This window comes from Microcoleus sp. FACHB-1515, from assembly GCF_014696105.1.
In the GTDB taxonomy this organism is placed as follows: Bacteria; Cyanobacteriota; Cyanobacteriia; order Elainellales; family Elainellaceae; genus JAAUTJ01.
Window position 1 is genome coordinate 77,370 of record NZ_JACJPO010000066.1, and the last position, 19,933, is coordinate 97,302.

At 52.9% G+C, this 19,933-nt stretch carries 25 protein-coding genes; 17 read left to right on the forward strand and 8 right to left on the reverse strand.

The features are described from left to right. The first annotated feature begins 179 nt into the window (after positions 1 to 179). The 10 genes from H6F67_RS22565 to H6F67_RS22610 all read left to right on the forward strand — a co-directional run bounded on the left by H6F67_RS22565 (position 180) and on the right by H6F67_RS22610 (position 6,571). Positions 180 to 2,453 carry a transglycosylase domain-containing protein gene (locus tag H6F67_RS22565; protein WP_190768904.1) on the forward strand — a complete coding sequence of 758 codons (2,274 nt, stop codon included), beginning with the start codon at positions 180 to 182 and terminating at the stop codon, positions 2,451 to 2,453. Between the two features lie 215 nt (positions 2,454 to 2,668). Then, positions 2,669 to 2,974 carry an RNA-binding protein gene (locus H6F67_RS22570; RefSeq protein WP_190768905.1) on the forward strand — a complete coding sequence of 102 codons (306 nt, stop codon included), beginning with the start codon at positions 2,669 to 2,671 and terminating at the stop codon, positions 2,972 to 2,974. A gap of 212 nt (positions 2,975 to 3,186) precedes the next feature. Then, positions 3,187 to 3,774, forward strand: coding sequence for a biotin transporter BioY (locus H6F67_RS22575; protein WP_190768906.1), 588 nt, complete (start codon positions 3,187 to 3,189; stop codon positions 3,772 to 3,774). 7 nt (positions 3,775 to 3,781) lie between these two features. Then, complete coding sequence (gene lspA, locus H6F67_RS22580) at positions 3,782 to 4,261, forward strand: signal peptidase II (protein ID WP_190768907.1); 480 nt, start codon at positions 3,782 to 3,784, stop codon at positions 4,259 to 4,261. Between the two features lie 97 nt (positions 4,262 to 4,358). Further along, positions 4,359 to 4,691, forward strand: a complete 333-nt coding sequence (locus tag H6F67_RS22585; RefSeq protein ID WP_190768908.1) for a rubredoxin — start codon at positions 4,359 to 4,361, stop codon at positions 4,689 to 4,691. 43 nt (positions 4,692 to 4,734) lie between these two features. Next, complete coding sequence (locus H6F67_RS22590; protein WP_190768909.1) at positions 4,735 to 5,730, forward strand: photosynthesis system II assembly factor Ycf48; 996 nt, start codon at positions 4,735 to 4,737, stop codon at positions 5,728 to 5,730. 151 nt (positions 5,731 to 5,881) lie between these two features. Further along, the gene (psbE, locus tag H6F67_RS22595; RefSeq protein WP_190768910.1) at positions 5,882 to 6,127 is read left to right on the forward strand and encodes a cytochrome b559 subunit alpha; all 246 of its coding nucleotides are present in this window, start codon (positions 5,882 to 5,884) and stop codon (positions 6,125 to 6,127) included. Positions 6,128 to 6,136: 9 nt separating this feature from the next. Next, positions 6,137 to 6,271, forward strand: a complete 135-nt coding sequence (psbF, locus tag H6F67_RS22600; RefSeq protein WP_190768911.1) for a cytochrome b559 subunit beta — start codon at positions 6,137 to 6,139, stop codon at positions 6,269 to 6,271. A 9-nt stretch (positions 6,272 to 6,280) separates the two neighbouring features. Continuing rightward, positions 6,281 to 6,406: a photosystem II reaction center protein L gene (locus tag H6F67_RS22605; RefSeq protein WP_190768912.1), complete on the forward strand. Its 126-nt coding sequence runs from the start codon at positions 6,281 to 6,283 to the stop codon at positions 6,404 to 6,406. Positions 6,407 to 6,451: 45 nt separating this feature from the next. After that, positions 6,452 to 6,571, forward strand: coding sequence for a photosystem II reaction center protein J (locus H6F67_RS22610; RefSeq protein ID WP_190768913.1), 120 nt, complete (start codon positions 6,452 to 6,454; stop codon positions 6,569 to 6,571). Between the two features lie 150 nt (positions 6,572 to 6,721). Here H6F67_RS22610 and H6F67_RS22615 read toward each other — a convergent pair whose 3' ends face one another. Both H6F67_RS22615 and psaI read right to left on the reverse strand, forming a co-directional pair. Then, positions 6,722 to 7,213 (reverse strand): photosystem I reaction center subunit XI, encoded by a 492-nt coding sequence (locus H6F67_RS22615; RefSeq protein ID WP_190768914.1) that lies wholly within the window; start codon positions 7,211 to 7,213, stop codon positions 6,722 to 6,724. 83 nt (positions 7,214 to 7,296) lie between these two features. Then, complete coding sequence (psaI, locus tag H6F67_RS22620) at positions 7,297 to 7,431, reverse strand: photosystem I reaction center subunit VIII (RefSeq protein WP_190768915.1); 135 nt, start codon at positions 7,429 to 7,431, stop codon at positions 7,297 to 7,299. Positions 7,432 to 7,593: 162 nt separating this feature from the next. On the opposite strand from psaI, the gene H6F67_RS22625 reads away from it, so the two are divergent. Together H6F67_RS22625 and H6F67_RS22630 are read left to right on the forward strand one after the other, a co-directional pair. Beyond that, on the forward strand, positions 7,594 to 7,734 hold the full coding sequence (locus tag H6F67_RS22625; protein ID WP_190768916.1) for a hypothetical protein: 141 nt from the start codon (positions 7,594 to 7,596) through the stop codon (positions 7,732 to 7,734). A 243-nt stretch (positions 7,735 to 7,977) separates the two neighbouring features. Beyond that, positions 7,978 to 9,225: an ABC transporter ATP-binding protein gene (locus H6F67_RS22630; protein ID WP_190768917.1), complete on the forward strand. Its 1,248-nt coding sequence runs from the start codon at positions 7,978 to 7,980 to the stop codon at positions 9,223 to 9,225. A 46-nt stretch (positions 9,226 to 9,271) separates the two neighbouring features. On the opposite strand, the gene H6F67_RS22635 is transcribed toward H6F67_RS22630, so the two are convergent. Beyond that, positions 9,272 to 9,550, reverse strand: a complete 279-nt coding sequence (locus tag H6F67_RS22635) for a hypothetical protein (protein WP_190768918.1) — start codon at positions 9,548 to 9,550, stop codon at positions 9,272 to 9,274. Positions 9,551 to 10,085: 535 nt separating this feature from the next. Between H6F67_RS22635 and H6F67_RS22640 the strand changes: the two genes are divergently transcribed. The 3 genes from H6F67_RS22640 (at position 10,086) to H6F67_RS22650 (ending at position 11,544) form a co-directional block, all read left to right on the forward strand. After that, positions 10,086 to 10,556 (forward strand): GNAT family N-acetyltransferase, encoded by a 471-nt coding sequence (locus H6F67_RS22640; RefSeq protein ID WP_190768919.1) that lies wholly within the window; start codon positions 10,086 to 10,088, stop codon positions 10,554 to 10,556. Positions 10,557 to 10,888: 332 nt separating this feature from the next. After that, positions 10,889 to 11,119: a hypothetical protein gene (locus H6F67_RS22645; protein WP_190768920.1), complete on the forward strand. Its 231-nt coding sequence runs from the start codon at positions 10,889 to 10,891 to the stop codon at positions 11,117 to 11,119. Beyond that, positions 11,116 to 11,544, forward strand: a complete 429-nt coding sequence (locus tag H6F67_RS22650) for a type II toxin-antitoxin system VapC family toxin (RefSeq protein ID WP_190768921.1) — start codon at positions 11,116 to 11,118, stop codon at positions 11,542 to 11,544. The genes H6F67_RS22645 and H6F67_RS22650 overlap by 4 nt, the downstream gene beginning before the upstream one ends. Positions 11,545 to 11,847: 303 nt before the next feature. Here the strand turns inward: H6F67_RS22650 and H6F67_RS22655 are convergent, their stop codons facing one another. The 4 genes from H6F67_RS22655 to H6F67_RS22670 all read right to left on the reverse strand — a co-directional run bounded on the left by H6F67_RS22655 (position 11,848) and on the right by H6F67_RS22670 (position 14,451). After that, positions 11,848 to 12,594, reverse strand: a complete 747-nt coding sequence (locus H6F67_RS22655; protein WP_190768922.1) for a hypothetical protein — start codon at positions 12,592 to 12,594, stop codon at positions 11,848 to 11,850. An 81-nt stretch (positions 12,595 to 12,675) separates the two neighbouring features. After that, on the reverse strand, positions 12,676 to 13,146 hold the full coding sequence (locus tag H6F67_RS22660) for a TspO/MBR family protein (protein WP_190768923.1): 471 nt from the start codon (positions 13,144 to 13,146) through the stop codon (positions 12,676 to 12,678). 55 nt (positions 13,147 to 13,201) lie between these two features. After that, positions 13,202 to 13,342, reverse strand: a complete 141-nt coding sequence (locus tag H6F67_RS22665) for a hypothetical protein (protein ID WP_190768924.1) — start codon at positions 13,340 to 13,342, stop codon at positions 13,202 to 13,204. After that, positions 13,342 to 14,451 (reverse strand): ABC transporter permease, encoded by a 1,110-nt coding sequence (locus H6F67_RS22670; protein ID WP_190768925.1) that lies wholly within the window; start codon positions 14,449 to 14,451, stop codon positions 13,342 to 13,344. Before H6F67_RS22670 ends, H6F67_RS22665 begins: the two co-directional genes overlap by 1 nt. 216 nt (positions 14,452 to 14,667) lie before the next feature. Here H6F67_RS22670 and H6F67_RS22675 point away from each other — a divergent pair, with 216 nt between their 5' ends. Further along, positions 14,668 to 15,789: a hybrid sensor histidine kinase/response regulator gene (locus H6F67_RS22675; RefSeq protein ID WP_190768926.1), complete on the forward strand. Its 1,122-nt coding sequence runs from the start codon at positions 14,668 to 14,670 to the stop codon at positions 15,787 to 15,789. A 72-nt stretch (positions 15,790 to 15,861) separates the two neighbouring features. Beyond that, positions 15,862 to 17,244, forward strand: coding sequence for an aldehyde dehydrogenase (locus H6F67_RS22680; protein ID WP_190768927.1), 1,383 nt, complete (start codon positions 15,862 to 15,864; stop codon positions 17,242 to 17,244). 50 nt (positions 17,245 to 17,294) lie between these two features. Here H6F67_RS22680 and H6F67_RS22685 read toward each other — a convergent pair whose 3' ends face one another. Further along, the gene (locus H6F67_RS22685) at positions 17,295 to 19,706 is read right to left on the reverse strand and encodes a PAS domain S-box protein (RefSeq protein WP_190768928.1); all 2,412 of its coding nucleotides are present in this window, start codon (positions 19,704 to 19,706) and stop codon (positions 17,295 to 17,297) included. Positions 19,707 to 19,933: the final 227 nt, after the last annotated feature.

The window sequence follows — 19,933 nt, forward strand, 5'->3', positions numbered from 1 at the left end:
TTCGGAAAATAAGTAAAATTTTGATGCAATCTTGCGCTGTTCAGGTTGCAAGCGCGATCGTGCGAATTTTCCTGAGCGAAAGTGGACGCTATGAGTAGAATAGTGGCTAACAGATTGCGGAATTTGTTCAAGCCGCTGTGTTTCCTATCTGTTGAGCCTTTTGCACCTGCACCGGACGCATGACACCTTCGCCGCCTTCGCCGCCCACTCCGCCACCGAATCGCCCCAAAACCATCATGGGCGCACTCACGCAAGCTGTTCAAACCGTGCAGGCGCGGGTGGACTTCTCAAAGCTCGCTTTGAAGCCAAACGCCAAAGTGCCGGAACTTTGGGTGCAAGAAGCAGACGCGCCCAAAGCCGAAGTTTATCCGCTGCTGGGCGATCGCTACGTCGTCGGTCGCAGTTCCAAATCCAGCGATATCGTCGTTCGCAATCCGGTCGTCAGTCAGGTTCACGCTTCGCTCGTCCGCGACCCCAAGCGTCCCGACACCTTCATTCTCAAAGACGAAAATTCCACAAACGGCATTTATCGCGGCAAGCGCAGGCTCGATCGCCTACCGCTGCGACATGGCGACGTGCTGACTTTGGGGCCGCCCGATCTCGCTGCTGCCGTGCGCGTTCAATATCACTATCCGCCGCCCTGGTACGTGAAAGGAGCGCAGTACGGGCTGTATGGCTTTACGGGACTGACGGCGATCGCTGCTTTGTGGGTGGGTGTGCAGTGGCAGCGCTTTTCGGTTCGGCCTTTGCCGCAGTCGGTGCAGGGACCCGTGATTGTGACGGCACGCGATAACGAGACGTTGTTGCGATCGAACGAAAACCGCAGCCATCAAGAACTCGAAAATCTCAGCGAGTTCTCGCCCTATCTGGCTGATGCCGTAATTGCCTCGGAAGATTCGCGCTACTACTGGCATTTGGGCGTCGATCCGATCGGCATTACTCGCGCTTTGGTGACAAACATTCAAACCAGCAGTTTGCGCGAAGGCGGCAGTACGCTCACTCAGCAGCTTGCCCGCAGCATTTTCCGCGAATATGTCGGCACAGAAGATTCGGCAGGCCGCAAGCTGCGCGAAGCCGTTGCCGCCCTCAAGCTCGAAACGTTTTACAGCAAAGATTATTTGCTGCTGACCTACCTGAATCGCGTCTACTTGGGCAACGGGGCGTATGGCTTCGAGGATGCCGCCCAGTTCTATTTCGGCAAATCGGCTCGCGACCTTGACCTGTCTGAAGCCGCAACGCTAGCTGGAATTTTGCCCGCCCCCAACGCTTTTAATCCTGTCCGCGACTATCAAACCGCAGTGGAATATCGCGATCGCGTCCTCACTCGCATGGCGGCTCAGGGCAGAATTTCCCAAGAAGAAGCGCAGCGTGCCCGTCGATCGCGCATTGTCATCAATCCCGATGCGATCGAAGAACTCCGCAGTACGATCGCCCCGTATTTCTACAGTCAAGTTTTCAACGAACTCGAAGAACTGCTTGGCACGCAGTTGGCGAACGAAGGCAACTTCATCGTCCAAAGCAGCCTCAACCCGCAAATGCAGCAAAAGGCCGAAAGTTCGCTGCGGCAGGCGATCGACTCGGACGGCGCGGCGGTCGGATTTTCGCAGGGCGCGATCGCTACAATCGACCCGACAACCGGAGAGGTGTTAGCGCTCGTCGGTGGCTATGACTATGAGCAAAGCCAGTTCAATCGAGCAACGCAGGCGTATCGGCAACCCGGATCGACCTTCAAAGTGTTTGCCTACACCAGAGCGATCGAGCAGGGCATTTCTCCGGGCGAATCGTTCTCCTGTGCGCCTTTGGATTGGGAAGGACAAACGTTTGCAGGCTGTCGATCGGGTGGTGGCAGCGTGTCGATGGCGACCGGACTAGCGCAGTCTGAGAACGTCGTCGCGTTGCGCGTGGCGCAAGAGGTTGGGCTAGACAACGTAGCGCAAGAAGCAAGACGCATGGGCATCACTTCAGAACTCAGCATCAATCCTGGTTTGATTTTGGGGCAAAGTGAAGTGACGCTGCTGGAGATGACTGGAGCATTCGGCGTTCTTGCCAATCAAGGCGTTCGCAACAAGCCACACACAATCAACCGCATTTTCGACAGCAGCGATTGCGAAAATCCGCAAGATGTCAACACCTGCCGTGTAATTTACGATGCTGGGCAAGACCCGCAGACAAACGTGGCAACTTTGCCGCCGGAAGTGGCTGCAACCATGACGGACTTGCTGCAAGGTGTAGTTGCGGGGGGAACGGGTCGCAGGGCTGCGATCGGACTGGGTGAAGCAGGCAAAACCGGAACGACAAATGACAACGTAGATTTGTGGTTCATCGGCTATGTTCCGCGCGATAACCTGGTGACAGGCATTTGGCTGGGCAATGATGACAACTCACCGACTGATGGCAGCAGCGGCAACGCCGCACAGCTTTGGGGTGACTACATGCGGCAAGTCGTGCGCTGACGCCATTACGAATTGTGCTTTTGATGAACGATTATTAAAAATTAATGAAAAAATTTAGCTAGAATCTGCGGTCTTTGGCGTTTTGTAGCTGCCATTTTGCGGTAGATCGGATATGATCACAGCGAAACGAGTTCGCGTAGCGCTCCTTTGAGGAAGATGCTTCCTCCCTAGGGTCGAACCGGACTAGCCCCTAATCATTTGGCTTGGAGAGGATCGTGACTATTTACATTGGCAACCTGTCGTTTCAGGCTACCGAAGAAGATCTGCGTGAAGTATTTGCTGAATACGGCAAGGTGAGCCGCATCAGCCTCCCCACCGATCGCGAAACGGGCAGAAAGCGCGGCTTCGCATTTGTCGAGATGGAAGACGAAGCCAAAGAAGATTTGGCGATCGCTGAACTCGATGGGGCAGAATGGCTCGGTCGTGAAATTCGCGTCAACAAAGCCAAACCCCGCGAAAGTGCAGGCGGTGGCGGTGGTGGCGGTGGTCGTCGCAATGGCGGCGGCTTCCCCAGAGGCTAAACAGTTGATTCTCCCTCTCTAACCCGTTGAAATTAGCGCAGTCAAGATGATTGATCGGCCTGTGTAGGATATCTACGCGGGCTAATGCTGCATGTGGTGAGGCAGGTTATGTGAAAAGGCGCGGCATCGAGTTTGTCGCGATCGCGCAGAGCAGCAAAGTATAATGCTCAAATTAGGCGATCGCTGCACTCGTTGTTAATTTTTTATAGCCTTTGAAACTTTCTGCTCCCACCGAACTGCTCTGGGCTTTAATCGGCCTGATTTTGACGATCGGTGGAACCTTTCTGGAAGGCTTCATCTTGAATGCGCCTTGGGACTGGAGCCGTCACGGACTGCAAGCCTACGCGATCGGCGTCACGTTTCAAATTGGTGCAGTTTTGTTTGTTGGCTTTCTAGGCGGACGCAATGCAGCAGCAATTTCACAAATTGCCTACGTCCTAATTGGGCTGACTTGGCGCGATGTATTCGGTCAAGGCGGCGGTTTTGACTACATTCATCATCCTTCGTTTGGTTATTTGCTGGGCTTTATTCCGGGTGCTTGGCTGTGCGGCCATTTGGCCTTTCGTTTGCCGTCGCGCCTCGAATCGCTTGCTTTTAGTGGCCTAGCCGGACTGGTTGTGATTCACGCGATCGGTCTCACCTACCTGTTGATCGGTTCTGTAACGGGCTGGGTGCAGTCGCCATTGTCCTTGTGGCAGGCGATTTTGACCTACTCGGTGTATCCAATTCCTGCTCAGTTGGCGATCGTCTGCGCTGCTACCGTTCTCGCTTTCGGACTCAGACTGCTGCTGTTTTACTAACCTTCCCATGCCGCTTCGCAATCAGACTTTTTGGATCATTGCCTTTGTCTGCATCATGCTTGACCAGTTGACGAAGTACTGGACGGTGCAGGCAATGCAGCTTGGGCAATCGATTCCCGTCTGGCCGGGGGTACTGAACTTTACCTACGTCCTCAATCCCGGTGCAGCGTGGGGATTATTTAGCGAGTTTCCGCTGCTGCTGCGATCGCTCTCTTTAATCGTCAGTCTGGGGTTGATGTGGATGGGCGCATTCAGTCGGCTCAACCGCTGGGAGCAAGTGAGTTTTGGCTTTTTGCTCGGCGGAGCACTTGGGAATGGCATCGATCGCTTCGTCGCCGGAGAAGTTGTGGATTTTCTGCAATTTGCCTTCATCAACTTTCCGGTTTTCAATTTGGCGGATGTGTTCATTAACATCGGCGTTGGCTGTCTGCTCGTGGTTTTGTTTCGCAAGCCGCCCGCCACAAACGGCAAGCGATCGAACAGCTAGCCGCAATAGGCAGTAGCAAATTCCGTCTGAAGGAACACTTTATGTCATAATCTTTTACAGAGATTTAAGGAAAGGACGCAACTGTCCTTTAGGAATCATGAGTGTAGAAGCGGTTGATCCAGCCACGCTCGATCGATATGAGTGTTCTGCGTGCGGCTACATCTATGAGCCAGCCAAAGGCGACGGCAAGCAAATTGCGCCGGGAACACCGTTTGAAGAACTGCCTGAAAGCTGGCGCTGTCCGGTCTGCGGCGTTAAAACCAAGCTGTTTTCCAATATTGGCCCGACTGGAAATCCGTCAGGCTTCAAGTCCAACTTGGGCTATGGCTTTGGGGTCAACAGTTTGACCCCCGGACAAAAGAACATTCTCATCTTTGGAGCGCTGGCCTTGGGATTTCTCATGTTTCTCAGCCTCTACGGTCTGCAATAGATTTCGATCGCGATTATTTTTGGATTTTGGACCTGGAACGTTTATGCTCAAGCCGCTCAAACAACTTGTGATTTTGGCAGTTGCCCTACTGTTTTGTAGCGGCTGCGCCAACGCCTATCTACCCAGCCTGAGCAACAATCCCTGGCAACCCGTCTCGCTGCCCACTGAATCGACGCTACTTGATGTCGGCTTCACGGGAAATCCGCAGCACGGTTGGCTCGTTGGCAAAGCCGCCACGCTGCTCGAAACGATTGATGGCGGCGATACTTGGCAAGAGCGATCGCTCAATCTCGACAGCGAAAACTACAATCTCACCTCGGTCAGCTTCAGCGGAGATGAAGGCTGGATTGTGGGTCAGCCTGCGATTTTGCTGCACACGACGGATGGTGGAAAGAAATGGCAGCAAGTGCCGTTGAGCGACAAACTGCCCGGACAGCCCAATACAATTACTGCCCTGGGTAAGCGATCGGCAGAAATGACGACAGACATCGGCGCAATCTACCGGACGCAAGACGGCGGCATGAACTGGAAAGCGTTAGTGCAAGAAGCTTTGGGCGTGACTCGCAACTTGGCGCGATCGAGCGACGGCAAATATGTCGCAGTTTCGGCTCGCGGCAACTTCTACTCCACCTGGGAACCCGGACAGGAAGCGTGGGTGCAGCACAACCGCACCAGTTCGCGCAAGCTGCAAAACATGGGCTTTGGCACAGATGGGCGACTGTGGCTGTTGGCACGAGGTGGCTCGATGCAGTTCAGCGAGCCGAACAGCGTGGAAGAGTGGGGCGAAGCGACCAATCCCGAATTCTCAACAAGCTGGGGTCTTTTGGATCTGGCCTATCGGACACCAGAAGAAATTTGGGTGGCTGGTGGCAGCGGCAATCTGTTGGTGAGTACGGATGGTGGTAATACTTGGCAGAAGGATCGAGCGATCGAAGACACGCCTTCAAACCTGTATAAAATTGTGTTTTTGTCGCCCGATCGCGGCTTCATTTTGGGTCAGGGCGGAACATTGCTCAAATATAAGCCGCAGGCGGCATAATTTGCAGATCAAGCTAGTAGTAAATACCGAGTGAGCTTGATAAGAGAAAGGCGATCGAATGGGGAAATTCTGTTAGTTTGACTTGTGAGTCTTGGCTCACTCCCGTATGATAGAAAGTAAACCGATTGTTGTGATTGTGGGAGAACATTAGATGGCAGGTACAACCGGAGAGCGTCCGTTTTCAGATATTGTCACGAGCGTCCGCTACTGGGTGATTCACAGCATCACCATTCCCGCTTTGTTCATTGCGGGCTGGCTGTTTGTCGCCACTGGCCTTGCTTACGACGTATTCGGTACGCCGCGCCCGAACGAGTATTTCACTCAAGAACGGCAAGAGCTGCCGATCGTTCAAGACCGTTTTGATGCAAAGCAACAGATCAACGAGTACCTTAAATAGTTCCAACCCATGACAACTAATTCTCCAAATCAACCTGTTACCTATCCAATTTTCACGGTTCGCTGGCTGGCCGTTCACACGCTGGCTGTTCCCACAGTTTTCTTCCTGGGAGCGATCGCGTCAATGCAGTTTATTCACCGCTAGGAGGCGATTATGGCAATTCGTGGTCCCGTTAATCCCAACAAGCAGCCTGTTGAACTGAACCGGACTTCTTTATATCTGGGCTTGCTGCTGGTGTTCGTGCTTGGTATTTTGTTCTCAAGCTATTTCTTCAACTAAATACTGTTTGACTTGTTTTTGCTGCGTGAATTAGGAGGTAAAACTGTGTCTGGAAGTGGCAGAATTCCGCTTTGGATTGTAGGAACCGTTGCAGGGCTGGGTGCTCTGGCAATTTTGGGACTGTTCTTCTACGGCGCTTACGCTGGTCTTGGTTCATCCATCTAAGTGTGTTTAACCGGAAGGCGAATCAATCGCCTGTTTGGGTGGGCTGTCGGCGATCGCTGACGGCTCACTTTTTTATTGACCCAAGCAGTTGATTGACATGAAAAAGCTGGAGCGGTGAAACTCCAGCTTTTTTGATTGAGCAGGTTGGATCTAGACCAGGTTGCCGAAGGTGTCGAACACGCCGGACTTGAACACCTGATACACGAAGTAGGCGATCACCGCACCGCCAACGCCGCCAATCAGGAAGCCGCCTGCAAATTCGCTCCAGCCTTCTTCGGTGGCGTAGGTTTGGGGCGGACTTTGGGCGGGAACGGTTGCCACAGGCTTTTGAGCACCAACGCTGGCATAGAGCGAGAGCGCAAGCGTGAGAACCACGATCGACACGACCGCTTCAAACAAACCGACCACATCAGAAACGGTGGAGTTGCGGAACTGGCTGGCGACCGTGTAGGGACCAAATAGCCAGTAGCCGTGCGCCATGCCGATTTCGAGGCCGCGACGCTGGGCAGAAATGTTTTTGCGGTAGGCAGGCAGAGCGTTGATGTATGCCCGTGCGAGGCCAGAGGAATTAATCGGAGTTTCTAAATTGCCAACTTGAGGGTCGCCACTAACCGGCTGAATTTCGTCTTTACGTCCCGACATAACAAATTCTTCTCCAAGAAATCAAAGGATGAGCGATCGAGCAAGTGCGAGTTGCTGCCTGAAGATGGCGAGCGACAACGGAATTAGATGCCGCTGGGATCTTCGCGCTCGATGTAGATGAACAAGAAAGCTGAGGCGACTAGGGGAAAGACCAAGCCGACGATCGGCACGAGGATCGTTGGCAAAATTGAAGCGGAGTATGAAACTTCCAACAGCATGACGAATAATGTCCTACATAGAATGACAAGTCATTGAACCGAATTTACTGCGAATTGGGAACCAATTGCGAAGTACAAAGATTATTTAACAAAACTAGAGGATTATGTTGAGTCGCGCATTGATCTAGCAACGTAGTTCTTGCAACCTAGCTCTCGCAACGTATGTCGATCGAGGGGATCGCTCCAGTCTGGACAGACAAACTCGATTGTCAAGACCCTTCAAGTCAGCAAGAGCAAACTGCGGCTCAACCGAACGTTGTGGCAATGGCTCGTAGGCTCGGTGCAGCATTTGCAGGATGCTAATGGACAGAGACACGCTTAGGCAGTCTCAGGGGCATCTGCTGCCGTCCCTAGAACGTGAGCTTAGATAGTAGAACGAAGGAGGGGCATAACATCGCTGTGCCCCTGCCAGGATTTACCCAAAACGCAATGTGATTGAACCGGGACGATCGCCGCCGTGCAACGCGATCGCCTAAAATTCTCTTCGCAGAATCATGCAAATTCCAATGAATAAGAGAGAATAAGCGGAAACCGACTGTAACCGAAATGGCGCAAGTTGTTCTCGAAAACGTTTACAAAAGCTTTAGTCGATCGACTCAGCGCGAGGTCAAGCAAACGGCCAACGCTGCCGCCCTACCAATTGATCGATCCCTGACCGAGACCGATTCTGCCACCACTGTCAGCGTGTTGCGGCGGATCAATCTCACGGTTGACGACGGCGAATTTATGGTGCTGGTGGGGCCATCTGGCTGCGGCAAAAGTACGCTGCTGCGCTTGATTGCCGGACTCGAAGCGATCACGGGCGGCAACATTTGGGTGGGCGATCGACTCGTCAACGATCTACCCCCAAAGCAGCGCGACATCGCAATGGTGTTTCAAAGCTACGCGCTCTATCCGCATCTGAGCGTTTACAACAATCTCGCCTTTGGGCTACGCCGGACTGGAGAAGATGTTAACTGGCGCGATCGCCTGCTGGTTGGCCTGACGCGCCCGCTCCCCAAAGGTCTGCGCTATCTTTCTGCGCCGGAAAAAGCGATCGCCCAGCGCGTCAACACGGTCGCCCAAATGCTGCAAATTGAGCCGCTGCTCGATCGACTGCCCAAGCAGCTATCCGGCGGCCAAAAGCAGCGCGTCGCCCTCGGTCGGGCAATGGCTCGCAATCCGCAGGTGTTTCTGATGGATGAGCCGCTGTCGAATCTGGATGCCAAACTGCGAACGGAAACTCGCGCCCAAATCGTCAACCTCCAGCGCAAACTCGGCACGACGACGATCTACGTCACGCACGACCAGACCGAAGCGATGACGATGGGCGATCGCATTGCGGTGATGAATCAAGGCGTCATCCAGCAAATTGCGCGTCCGCTAGAGCTTTATCACGCTCCGGCCAACCGCTTTGTCGCGGAATTTATCGGGTCGCCGCCGATGAACTTTTTGCCCGTGCAGGTGAAAGCCCCCTTACTGATTTCGCATCCGCAGTTTCGCATGACGCTTCCCGACAGTTGGACAAACGCGCTGCGACTGTATGATGGTCGATCGCTCACTCTGGGCATCCGCCCCGAACACTTCAGCATCAGCGTCCCCGCCCCGAAAAATCTACCCGTCACGGTCGATCGCGTCGAAGCCTTGGGCAGCGAAACCTATATTACCGTCCGCCTCGATGACCGATCGGAGTTGCAGGCTAGAATCGAACCGGATCGATCGATTTTTGTCGGTGAAAAGCTGTGGCTGTCGATCGCGCCCGAAAAAATTCACCTGTTCGATTCAGACAGCGGCGCAGCCATCCGATTCAGCTAAGCGGCACTAGAGGAGCGATCGAGGGTGGATCGATCGCCCCACTGGTCTACTGGAATCGCAAATAGCGCACCAGCAAGCTAATCACGTCACCCGGATCGGGCACGATGTTGAGCGGCGCATCGAGTTCCAGCGGTTGCGCCCATTCGATCGCCTGTGCGTATCCGGCCTGCTCTAGCCGCCTCGTCGTGAACTGCACAATCTGCGGTGTGCCAATCAGAATGTGCTTGATTGGGGTGCGATTGTCGCCCGGAATTTTGGGGATTGACTGAATTTGCGGCGTGGGCAAATCGTTCCGCTCTGAGGCGGAATTATCAGAAGTATTCATGAGTTTTCCTGTGTTGTGTTGGGTAGGAAAACCCAAAAGCCTAGCCGCCCCGACGCAAGACAAAGCAATCGAGACGGCTAGGAGGGTATGATCCCAGTTAGCCTATCAACTGCCCGATTCAGTTTGGTGGGTCAGCGGCCTGAAGTCTGTTGGAACCAGCTTCGGGTCGCGTGGCTAGACCTTGGGTTACAGTTTCCTGTGGTCTAACAATCGATCGATGCTGTGATTGAGCAGCATTAGCAAGCAACACTAACGGAATTATTCGGCAAAGTCAAGCAGTTTTTTTAACCATCCAGCAACCCCGCACCTGCCGCGATCGAGAACATACGTATAAATCACGGAAAATAGACGGAACTTTGCTGTGTAACACCCTGTAGCAGGGCGATTATACAGATTACTCGCTGTTCAACTGCCTCGATCGGGTGATTCGGCAGCGAGCAGTCTGCATAACTCCCCGTAACGGGTGATTAGGCAGATTGGATCTCTAGAATAAATTGTTATACGGAATTCTTTCATAAAGAGATGGAGTGAATTTGTGAGAATCAAACTCCGCACAGCAGGTTTGGATGACCTTACCTCCATCTATGCGATTCGTCGAGATTCCATTCTTGGAGTTCCATCTGAGGCTAGTTTAAGTGATCGTCAGGCTTGGGCAGACAAGCGATCACCTAATTACTACCAAGATCGCATTACTGCTGCTCATGTCGTTATTGCCAGTTTTGAAGAAGACAATATCGGTTGGGGGAGTAGTTCCGACGATTGTATTACTGGACTATACGTTTGCTCATCATGGTGTCGCAGAGGTATTGGTCGTATAATTATGGACAGTCTTGAAATGGAAATCTTGAGACGTGGGTATACGTGCGCGAGACTAGGATCGAGTCCGGATGCTGTCGGCTTCTACACTAAGCTCGGTTATGAATCAGTTGGATTTCCGGATGAAGATAGAGCAGTTCCAATGAAGAAACATCTTAGAATAACTGATTCTAAATCTATGGCTGTATAACAACCCTGTTGCAACGGGCAGTTTGAGAATCTTGGTTACAGTTCAAGGTTGTCTGCCGCCGTTGAACAGGGTTGTTAGAGCCTCATGTGTTCACGAAAGTTCTGTCTTGGTGTATGAATCTTCAAGTCCGATCGCAAGTCGAAAGCAATCAGAATAGCGGCGATCGACATTGGCACTGATTAGAAATGGATAATTTCGATCGTAGAACGCGATCGCTGAAAGCTTGCATCTTCTCGGAAGTGAACAAGATTTAATCTTCAGTTCAATCAGGCCACAAAAACTTAACATGGCTCATACTGAAGGTTAAACCTCTTTGAGTATGGGAGCCTTTTATGTTGTCCCAAGAACTGAAAGCGCAAATCTTCAAACTGTCTCCCAGCGATCGCCTCGCACTCATTACGATTATCGTTGAATCCCTACAAGAAACAACGGTTGCCCAGCCTGACCGCTCTGGCGCAATTCGACGCATGAGGGGTCTATTAAAAACAGAGCAACCTGCACCAACTGATGAAGAAGTGGCAGCAATGTTGGAAGAGCGGCGATTGGAGAAATATCTCCAGTGAGAACTTTAATTGATACTAATATCGTCCTAGATTTCCTGTTACAGCGAGAGCCATTTTTTCAAGATGCAGAACTGTTGTTTCAAGCGATCGATGAGGGGGAGATTACTGGATATGTTACAGCAACAACACTGACGGATATTTTCTACATCTCACGCAGACATACTCGCAGCATTGAACAAGCACGGCAAGCAGTCTCGGAAACACTGACCGCTATGGTGATTTGCCCGGTTGATCGAGCTGTTTTGGAATTAGCCTTTGACTCCGGTCTGCCTGATTTTGAAGATGCTGTTCAGATCTCTAGTGCAGTTGCTCAAGGCTTAGAAGCGATCGTGACTCGCGATGCTCAAGGTTTTTCAAGTTCGTCTATCCCTGTTTTATCGATTCAGGATTTGTTGCGGCAGGTCAGACAGCAAACTAGTGGCTAATTTGATTAGATGGCGTAGATTGCGATCGTATTGCAAGCTTGTCGAAAATGCTGCATGGCGATCCCGTTGCACTCGACCATTCAGAGATGGTTGGTCAAGTTCGAGAAGTTGTTAGCGGCGAGTGAACGCAATCGTTATGCAGTGAAACCTATATTACCGTCCGCCTCGACGAGCGAACGGAATTGCAGACCAAAATCGAACCGGATCGATTTCAGTGGGTAAAAAGCTGTGGCTGTCGATCGCGCCCGAAAAAATTCACCTGTTCGATTCAGACAGCGGCGCAGCGATTGGACGGGTCGATCGCTAAGACACATCGCGCATTTCGTGAAGCTGGTCAGCAGCTTCGGCATAAAGATTGGTGGTACGCAATGCGATCGAATGATTCCACAAATCCACAAAGTCTTCAACCGCAAACGGCAGCGGCGATCGCGGCGTGGTCAGATTGACATCTTCGAGGTCATAAAAGTGCAGGCGATCGATCGATTCGGCACTTTGTGGTTCTAAAATATTGGCGCGATAGCTGCCTTTTTCATCCAGGGCAGAAAAACAGTAAACCTGATAGTAATTGCTGCCCAAAATGTCGCGAAACTGAATCAGCGCATAGAGATCAACCGGGCGCAGCGGCAAGCTCAGCGCGATCGACAACCGCTTTTGAAACGGCAAAATCGCACAGCGCGAACTGCTGCGTAAGCCGTAATAGCCAACCTTATCGACCTGAAGCGGAATTTTGCGATGGCGCGGCTGAATGTGCGATCGCATGAAGCTGGGAATATCAATACTTTCTTCGGTGTAAGCGGCAATAAAGCTGAGATGCAAATCGTGCGCGGCAACACTGCCCACATTAAACAGTTCCAGCTTAAAGTTGGTGTCATCATCGGCCTGCATATCGCAATACAAATGCGGAAAAGACAAAACCTTGAGCTGCCGATCGATGGCGTGGCGATACATCACGTTTTCTTGTTTCGTCTGCTTGAAATTGCGAAACAACAGCCAGGAATAAAAACCAACAATTCCAAGCAAACAAATATTTCCAACAATGAGCCATTCCATAACTGCTTTGCGATCGCGTGTCTTTCAACTATATTTCAAGTGCGATCGCGATTCGGGAGTTAGCAGTTCGCTGTAGCTGTTTTAGGCGGCATCAGGATTGAGATCGATCATTTGGCGCGTCGTGAGCGTGCCGATCGGACTCCAGAGCAGATAGGGAATCAAGAGCCACGTCGCGCTGCGGGCAGTCGGCCAAACAGCGATCGCCAACCCAATCCCGGTTAAAAATCCGATCGCGCCCAGAATCGTGCCGACGGCGAGGCTGCGGGTGCGGAGCGTTGCCGGAATGTAAGCGGTCGTGATGACCTCTAGGAGAAGATACAGACCCATGAGCAGCCAGGTTTTTGTGCTGCCCGGATCGTGGCTCCAAACTTGATTGGCGGAAATTGCGCCGCAGGTAAAAATGACCGTCCAAATGACCGGAATGGCGGGTTCAAAGACAAGCCAGCGGGGGCGATCGAGCTTCGCACCCCATTTGATATCGCGCGGTCGAATCGCGAAGCCGCCCAAGGCCACAAGAAACGTAACGGCAGCAATTATCATCCAGGGTTGCATGGCGGCTTCTTCGTAAGGTCTACTGTTATTCTGGCGAGCCGAAGAAAAAGCGAAATCAATCTGGGGAGCGATCGCCCTGCGCTACATCACCCAGATAGAGCTGCACAAACGCTTCAGCAGCGATCGGACTGCTCTCTCGAATCACCCTGACAATTTCAGCAACCGTTTCAGCCGTCGGATCGCGAAGTTCACGCATTAGACTTGTTCGGCTTTGGCGATCGATTCGCTAGTTTGCGTCGGATAGTTGCCCAAATTGCGCGGATCAAGTGCGTCGCGTAGGCCATCGCCCAGCAGGTTAAAGGCGAGAATCGTCAGGACAATCAAAATGGCAGGCGACCAAACCAGCCAAGGCTGAAGCACCAAAATTGACGCATTCGTTGCCAGCGAAAGCATATTGCCCCAAGACGGATCGGGCTGCTGAATACCCAGCCCAATCAGACTCAAGACCGCTTCCGCCAAGATGAAGCTGGGAACCGTCAGCGTGGCGGAAATAATTAGATAGGTAGCCGTCTGCGGCAAAATGTGGCGCAAGATAATATACAGCGGTTCACCACCCATCACCTTGGCCGCCTGCACGAAACTTTGCTCTTTGAGCGAAAGCACCTGACCCCGAATCACCCGCGCCAAGCCTGCCCAACTGACAAATGAGGTAATCAGCACAATCATCAAAAATCGCTGCGTGCTGTCCCACTCTGGCAGCATTCCCGCCAAGGTGATCAGCAGATAGATCGTTGGCAGGGTCATCAGCACTTCCACGACGCGCATCAGTATGCTGTCGGTGAAGCCGCCAAAGTAGCCGGAAATGCCGCCAACAATCATGCCGATCGGATAGGAAATCGCGATGCCCACCAGCCCGATGAACAAACTCACCCGTCCGCCATACACCAAGCGACTCAGTTGATCGCGGGCTTGGTCGTCAGTGCCCAACAGGTTCAATTTGCCGTCGCCCGCTGTGCCAAACAGATGAATGTTGCCAGGAATGAAGCCAAACAATCTGTAGTCAGAACCTCGTGCAAAGAGGCGAATCGGTGACGGTTTGCTGCGATCGACTCTCAGTTCCCGCTCTCCGGTTTCCATATCCACAGGCCCTTGCGTGGTCGGATAGACATGCGGTCCGATGAACTGCCCTTGCGCGTTGCGCCAAAAAATCTGCGTCGGCGGCAACAGCGAGCCGTCAAGCTGCTGATCGTAGGGACTGTAGGGCGCAACGAACTCCGCAAACGTCACGACCACATAAAAAGTCAGCAGCAGGATGACTGCAAATCTTGCCAAGGAGTTTTCTTTCAGCTTTCGCCACCAGTTCATAAGCCTGATTTAACCGCGCAGTTTTGTGAATTGATCATAGACGATGGGCGCAAAAGGTTAACGACTGGTGCAGCGCAGAAGTGCATACTCAGTCCGCGATCGCCCTCCTTCTAGAGATGTAGCGTAATCTACTTCATTGGAATGAGGTTAAAGAAAATCTAAAGTGAGACGATCAGCAAAAATCTGTATTCCATTGTGCTGATAAATTCTGACTCCATGACTGCGTACAGAGGATCTGCCAAAGTCGATCGCATCCTAGTTGTGGACGATACGCCCGATAACTTATTTCTGACGCAGGCAATTCTCGAAGAAGAAGGCTATCACATTGAAACGTTTGAAAACGGTGCAGACGCGCTTGCCGAAATCGAAGCCGAGCCGCCGGATCTGGTTCTGCTAGATGTGATGATGCCGGGAATTGATGGCTTTGAGGTGACGCGCCGGATTCGCCAAAACGAAAAGCTACCGTTCATCCCGATTTTATTGATCACCGCGCACGACCAGCCCAGCGTCGCACAAGGTCTGGATACGGGAGCGGATGACTTTATCCGCAAGCCCGTCAACTTTGATGAACTGCTGGCGCGGGTGCGATCGCTGCTCAAGCTCAAGCATAGCGTTGATGAGCGTGATTTAATTGCTCGTCAGCGTGAAGATTTCGTGTCGCGTTTGACGCACGATCTGCGGACACCCATGGTCGCAGCCGATCGAATGCTGGCGCTCATTCAGCAAGGCGCATTTGGCGAACTGCCAGAAGGCATGGGCGAAGCCGTGTCGATCATGATTCGCAGCAACAAAAACTTGCTGGAAATGGTGAATATGCTGCTGGAAGTGTATCGCTATGAAGCGGGACGCAAAACGCTCAGCATGATTCCGGTTGCGCTGTGTGAACTGCTGGCCGAAGTGCTAGAAGGCATTTCGCCCATTGCGATCGACAAAGGCTTATCGCTTGAATCAAACCTGGATGAATTCACCGATAAGCAAATTGTCGTGATAGGCGATCGACTTGAACTGCATCGCGTCTTCACCAATCTAATTGGCAATGCCGTCAAATTCACCGAATCCGGCTCGGTATGCGTGCATCTCAGTCTGAAAGGCGATGCCGTTCCAGGACGCCACGATCGCGTTCAGATTGCCATCAAAGACACGGGACCGGGAATTCCACCGGAACAGCTTGACTTGCTGTTTCAGCCGTTTTGGGCAGGCAAGCACCAGCGATCGGGCAGCGGCTTGGGGCTGCATCTGTCTCGCCAAATTGTCACGGCGCACTCTGGTTTGATTCAGGTCGAGTCGGAAGTCGATCGCGGCAGCACGTTTACGATCGAACTACCGATTGGGAATTGAGGATTGAATTGGGCTGCGCTTTGGGCTATTTCTGTGCCTACAGTAAGAAGTAGCAAGTTTGAGGCGTCACGAATGGTACAGCAAGCGAGTCGGATCGACATTGGCGCGATCGTGCAGCGACAGCGCGACTTTTTTCGCAGCGGACAAACGCAACCGCTCGACTTTCGCCTTCAGCAGCTTCAAAAGCTTCAGCAGGCGATCGCCGACTCCAAAGCGGAAATTCTCGCCGCCCTGCAAGCCGACTTGGGCAAACCTGAATTTGAAGCTTACGCGACTGAAATCGGCGTTTTGCGCGAATTTGACTATGTGCTGCGCCGCCTCCGCAAATGGACAAAGCCGCAGCGAGTTTCGGTTGGTTTCGAGCAGTTTCCCGCCCGTGCCGAAATTCGCCCAGAACCCTTGGGTGTCGTGCTGATTGTGGGGCCTTGGAACTATCCGTTTCAACTGCTGATTTGGCCGCTGGTTGGAGCGATCGCAGCGGGAAACTGCATCCTCCTCAAGCCGTCTGAACTCGCGCCCCACACCTCCGCCTTTGTCGCCAAGCTGATCGGCCAACTGTTCGATCCGGCCTATATTACCGTTGTTGAAGGCGGGGTCGAAACGAGTCAGGCCATTTTGGAAGAACGATTCGACCATATTTTCTTCACGGGCGGCACGGCGATCGGCAAAATTGTCATGTCTGCCGCTGCTAAACATCTCACGCCCGTCACGCTGGAACTGGGCGGCAAAAGTCCCTGCATTGTCGATGCGGATGTTCAAGTGGAATATGCTGCCAAGCGGATTGTTTGGGGCAAATTTCTCAACTGCGGTCAGACCTGCATCGCGCCCGATTATTTGCTGGTCGATCGCCGCGTCAAGCCTGCCTTACTCGCCGCCATCCAAACGGCCATCCGCGAATTTTATGGTGATGATCCGGCCAAAAGTCCTGACTATGGGCGAATTGTCAGCGATCGCCACTTCGATCGCCTCGCCGCCTTGCTAGACGGCGACATCATCACAGGCGGACAGATCGATCGCGCCAACCGCTACATCGCGCCAACCGTGATCGATCGCGTCACGTGGAATGATGCCGTCATGCAGGACGAAATTTTTGGCCCAATTTTGCCAATTTTGGCCTATGACGATTTGGACGAGGCGATCGCCTGGGTGAGCGATCGACCCAAACCGCTTGCCCTCTATTTCTTTTCCCGCAATGCTGACTTTCAGCAGCGGATCTTGAACCAAACCTCGTCGGGCAGCGTTTGCATCAACGATACGGTTATGCAGGTTGGCATTCCCGATTTACCGTTCGGCGGCGTCGGCGCAAGCGGCATGGGACGCTATCACGGCAAAGCCAGCTTCGACACCTTCACCCACTTCAAAAGCGTCCTGGTCAAATCGTTTCGCCTCGATCTGAAGTGGCGCTATCCGCCGTATGCCGACAAGCTGGACTTCCTCAAGCGCATCATTGGCTAGAAAGAATTCAGCCGGGGCGGTTCACAAACCGCCCCGATCGTAAACCAGGATTACACCGTTGATTGCAGCACGGGCGCAGCGGCATGGCGAGCGGGCTGAAGCGGAATCTCGATCGAAAATTCTGTGCCTTCACCCTCGATCGATCGGCAGGCGATCGCGCCACCGTGTTTTTCGACGATGATCTGATGGCTGATTGACATGCCTAGTCCTGTGCCTTTGCCTACAGGCTTGGTCGTGAAAAACGGATCAAACACGCGCTGGCAGATCAATTCATTCATGCCCGAACCGTTGTCTGCAATGCGGATGACCACGCGACCCGATTCATCTGCCACCTCGCCCTCGTCTGCTTTGATCTCGGTTGAGATGCTGATTGTAGGTTCAACGTTTGGGCGATTGCGTCCTGCTGCTTCGATCGCATCGATCGCGTTGCCCAGCACGTTCATGAACACCTGATTGAGCTGTCCGGCGTAGCATTTGACGGAGGGCAAATTGCCGTAGTTTTTGACTACGTTAATTGCGGGTGTCGTTTGCGATTCGGACTTGAGGCGATGCTGGAGAATCATTAAGCTGCTTTCGATGCCTTCATGCAGATCGACTACTTTCAGTTCGGCTCCGTCGAGTCGAGAAAAGCTTTGCAGCGATCGCACAATTTCGCGAATCCGCTCGGCTCCGACGCGCATCGAGTTCATCAGCTTGGGCAGATCGGCCTGAAGGAAGTCCAGATCGATCGCTTCGATTTGCGCTTTCAACGTCGGGTCGGGGTCGGGCGTGGCCTGCTGATAAAGCTGCAACAGATCGAGCAGTTCTTTGGTGTAGCGCGAGGCATAAACCAAATTGCCGTAGATGAAATTGACCGGATTGTTGATCTCGTGTGCCACGCCTGCCACCAACTGACCGAGGCTCGACATCTTTTCGGACTGCACAAGCTGGGTTTGTGCCTGCTTGAGCTGTTGCAGGGTTTGGGCAAGTTCCTGTGATTTCTCGCGCTCTTTCGCTTCCGAGAGCCGCATTGCTTCTTCGGCCTGCTTGCGCTGCGTGATGTCTCGCGCCACCCAAATGACGCGATTGTCCGGCAGAGGCGAGATGTTTGCGACAAACCAAGCTTGTGCAGCGTCGGGCGATCGCGGCCTGCTCACAGGCAGAAAGTACTCTAGGCTCACGGTTTGTTTGGTATTGAGCGCTCGCTGAATGTGGCTGACAAACAGTGCGGCTTGTTCGGGCGGCAGCACTTCGTAAACCGTTTTGCCAACGCGATCGACTTCGGGCAAATAGGGAAGCTCGGAATTCGGCGTCACCATATTGAGATAGCGGCCTTGGGCATCAAAGACCGTGATCACATCGGTCATCGCGCTAAACAACGCCCGCAGTTCGGTTTCCGACGTGCGTAAGGCGGTTTCGACGCGCTGCCGCTCGTTGATTTCCAGCATCAAGCGGCGGTTGAGTTCTTTCAGGGCAGTCGTGCGTTCTTCGACGCGATGTTCGAGTTCTTCCGTGACGCGCCGCAGCGTTTCTTCGGCGCGTTTGCGCTCGGTGATGTCTTCGACCGACCCTTCATAGCAAACGATGTTGCCCTGCTCATCGTAGACGGCGCGAGCTTTTTCGGAAATCCAGATCAGCGAGCCGTTGGTGTGATAAACCTGCGACTCAAAATTAATTACCGCACCGTCCGCATTGAGTCGATCGACAAATTCGCGGCGGCGATCGGGATTCACATAAAGCTGCTGCTGCACATCGGTGATGCTGGCGATCAAATCTTCCGGCGAATCGTAGCCGTAGATCGCGGCTAATCGAGGGTTGGCGCTGAGATAGCGACCTTCGATCGAGGTTTGAAAAATGCCCTCAGTGGAATTCTCGAAAATGCTGCGGTATTTGATTTCGGCTTCGCGCAGGGCAGCTTCGGCCTGATGGCGCTCGGTGATGTCGATGCCGACAATTAAGGCGGCGCGATTGTCGTCATATTTTTGTACGACCAAAAGATAGTTGCGCGGAATGCCGTTGACCAGTGCTGTAATTTCGCGAAAGTCATCTTGAGCAGGGCTAGCAAAAAATTCGCGAATGAAATCTTTGAACTCGCTGCTGCTGTTGAGAAAGCCAATGTCTTGCCCAACAAATACATCTGGTGTCAGGCCGTAATTTTGCGCGAGTCGTCGATTGACGCCCAAATAGCGCAGGTCTGCTCCAATCCAAGAGACAATACCCGGAACTGCTTCGATCATGGCGCGAAGCTGGTCTTGGGCGTTGCGTAGCGCAGCTTCGGCAAATTCGCGTTCAGCCGTTTCCAGGGCAAGCTGTTCGTGCGAATTTGCCAGGGCGCTTTCTAATGTGGAGGAGCGCTGCACTTGCTGCTGCAAAGCTTCTCCCATCGAACAGGCTTGCGCTGCAAGCGCTGCTTCGGAAAGCTGCTGACGCAGCAGGGCAATCTCCTCGATCAGTTGCTCTTTGGTTTTCTCTTGGTCTTGCATGGAGGCCGTCTTCTATCAGGGGAAGTCAGGAAATCGCTGGGGTGAAAGCGAGAACCGAGTCACAAAGCGAGGGAGAAACACAACGCTGGTTACTGAACCGAAACGGGGCGCACTTAAAATCGAAACTGAACCTGCTTGAGCCGTGATAGAAGACCCTGTTAACTGCGATCGCCACTCAAAAACGCGACGCCCACTTCACTATAAAGAATATATTCAGCGAATTCGGC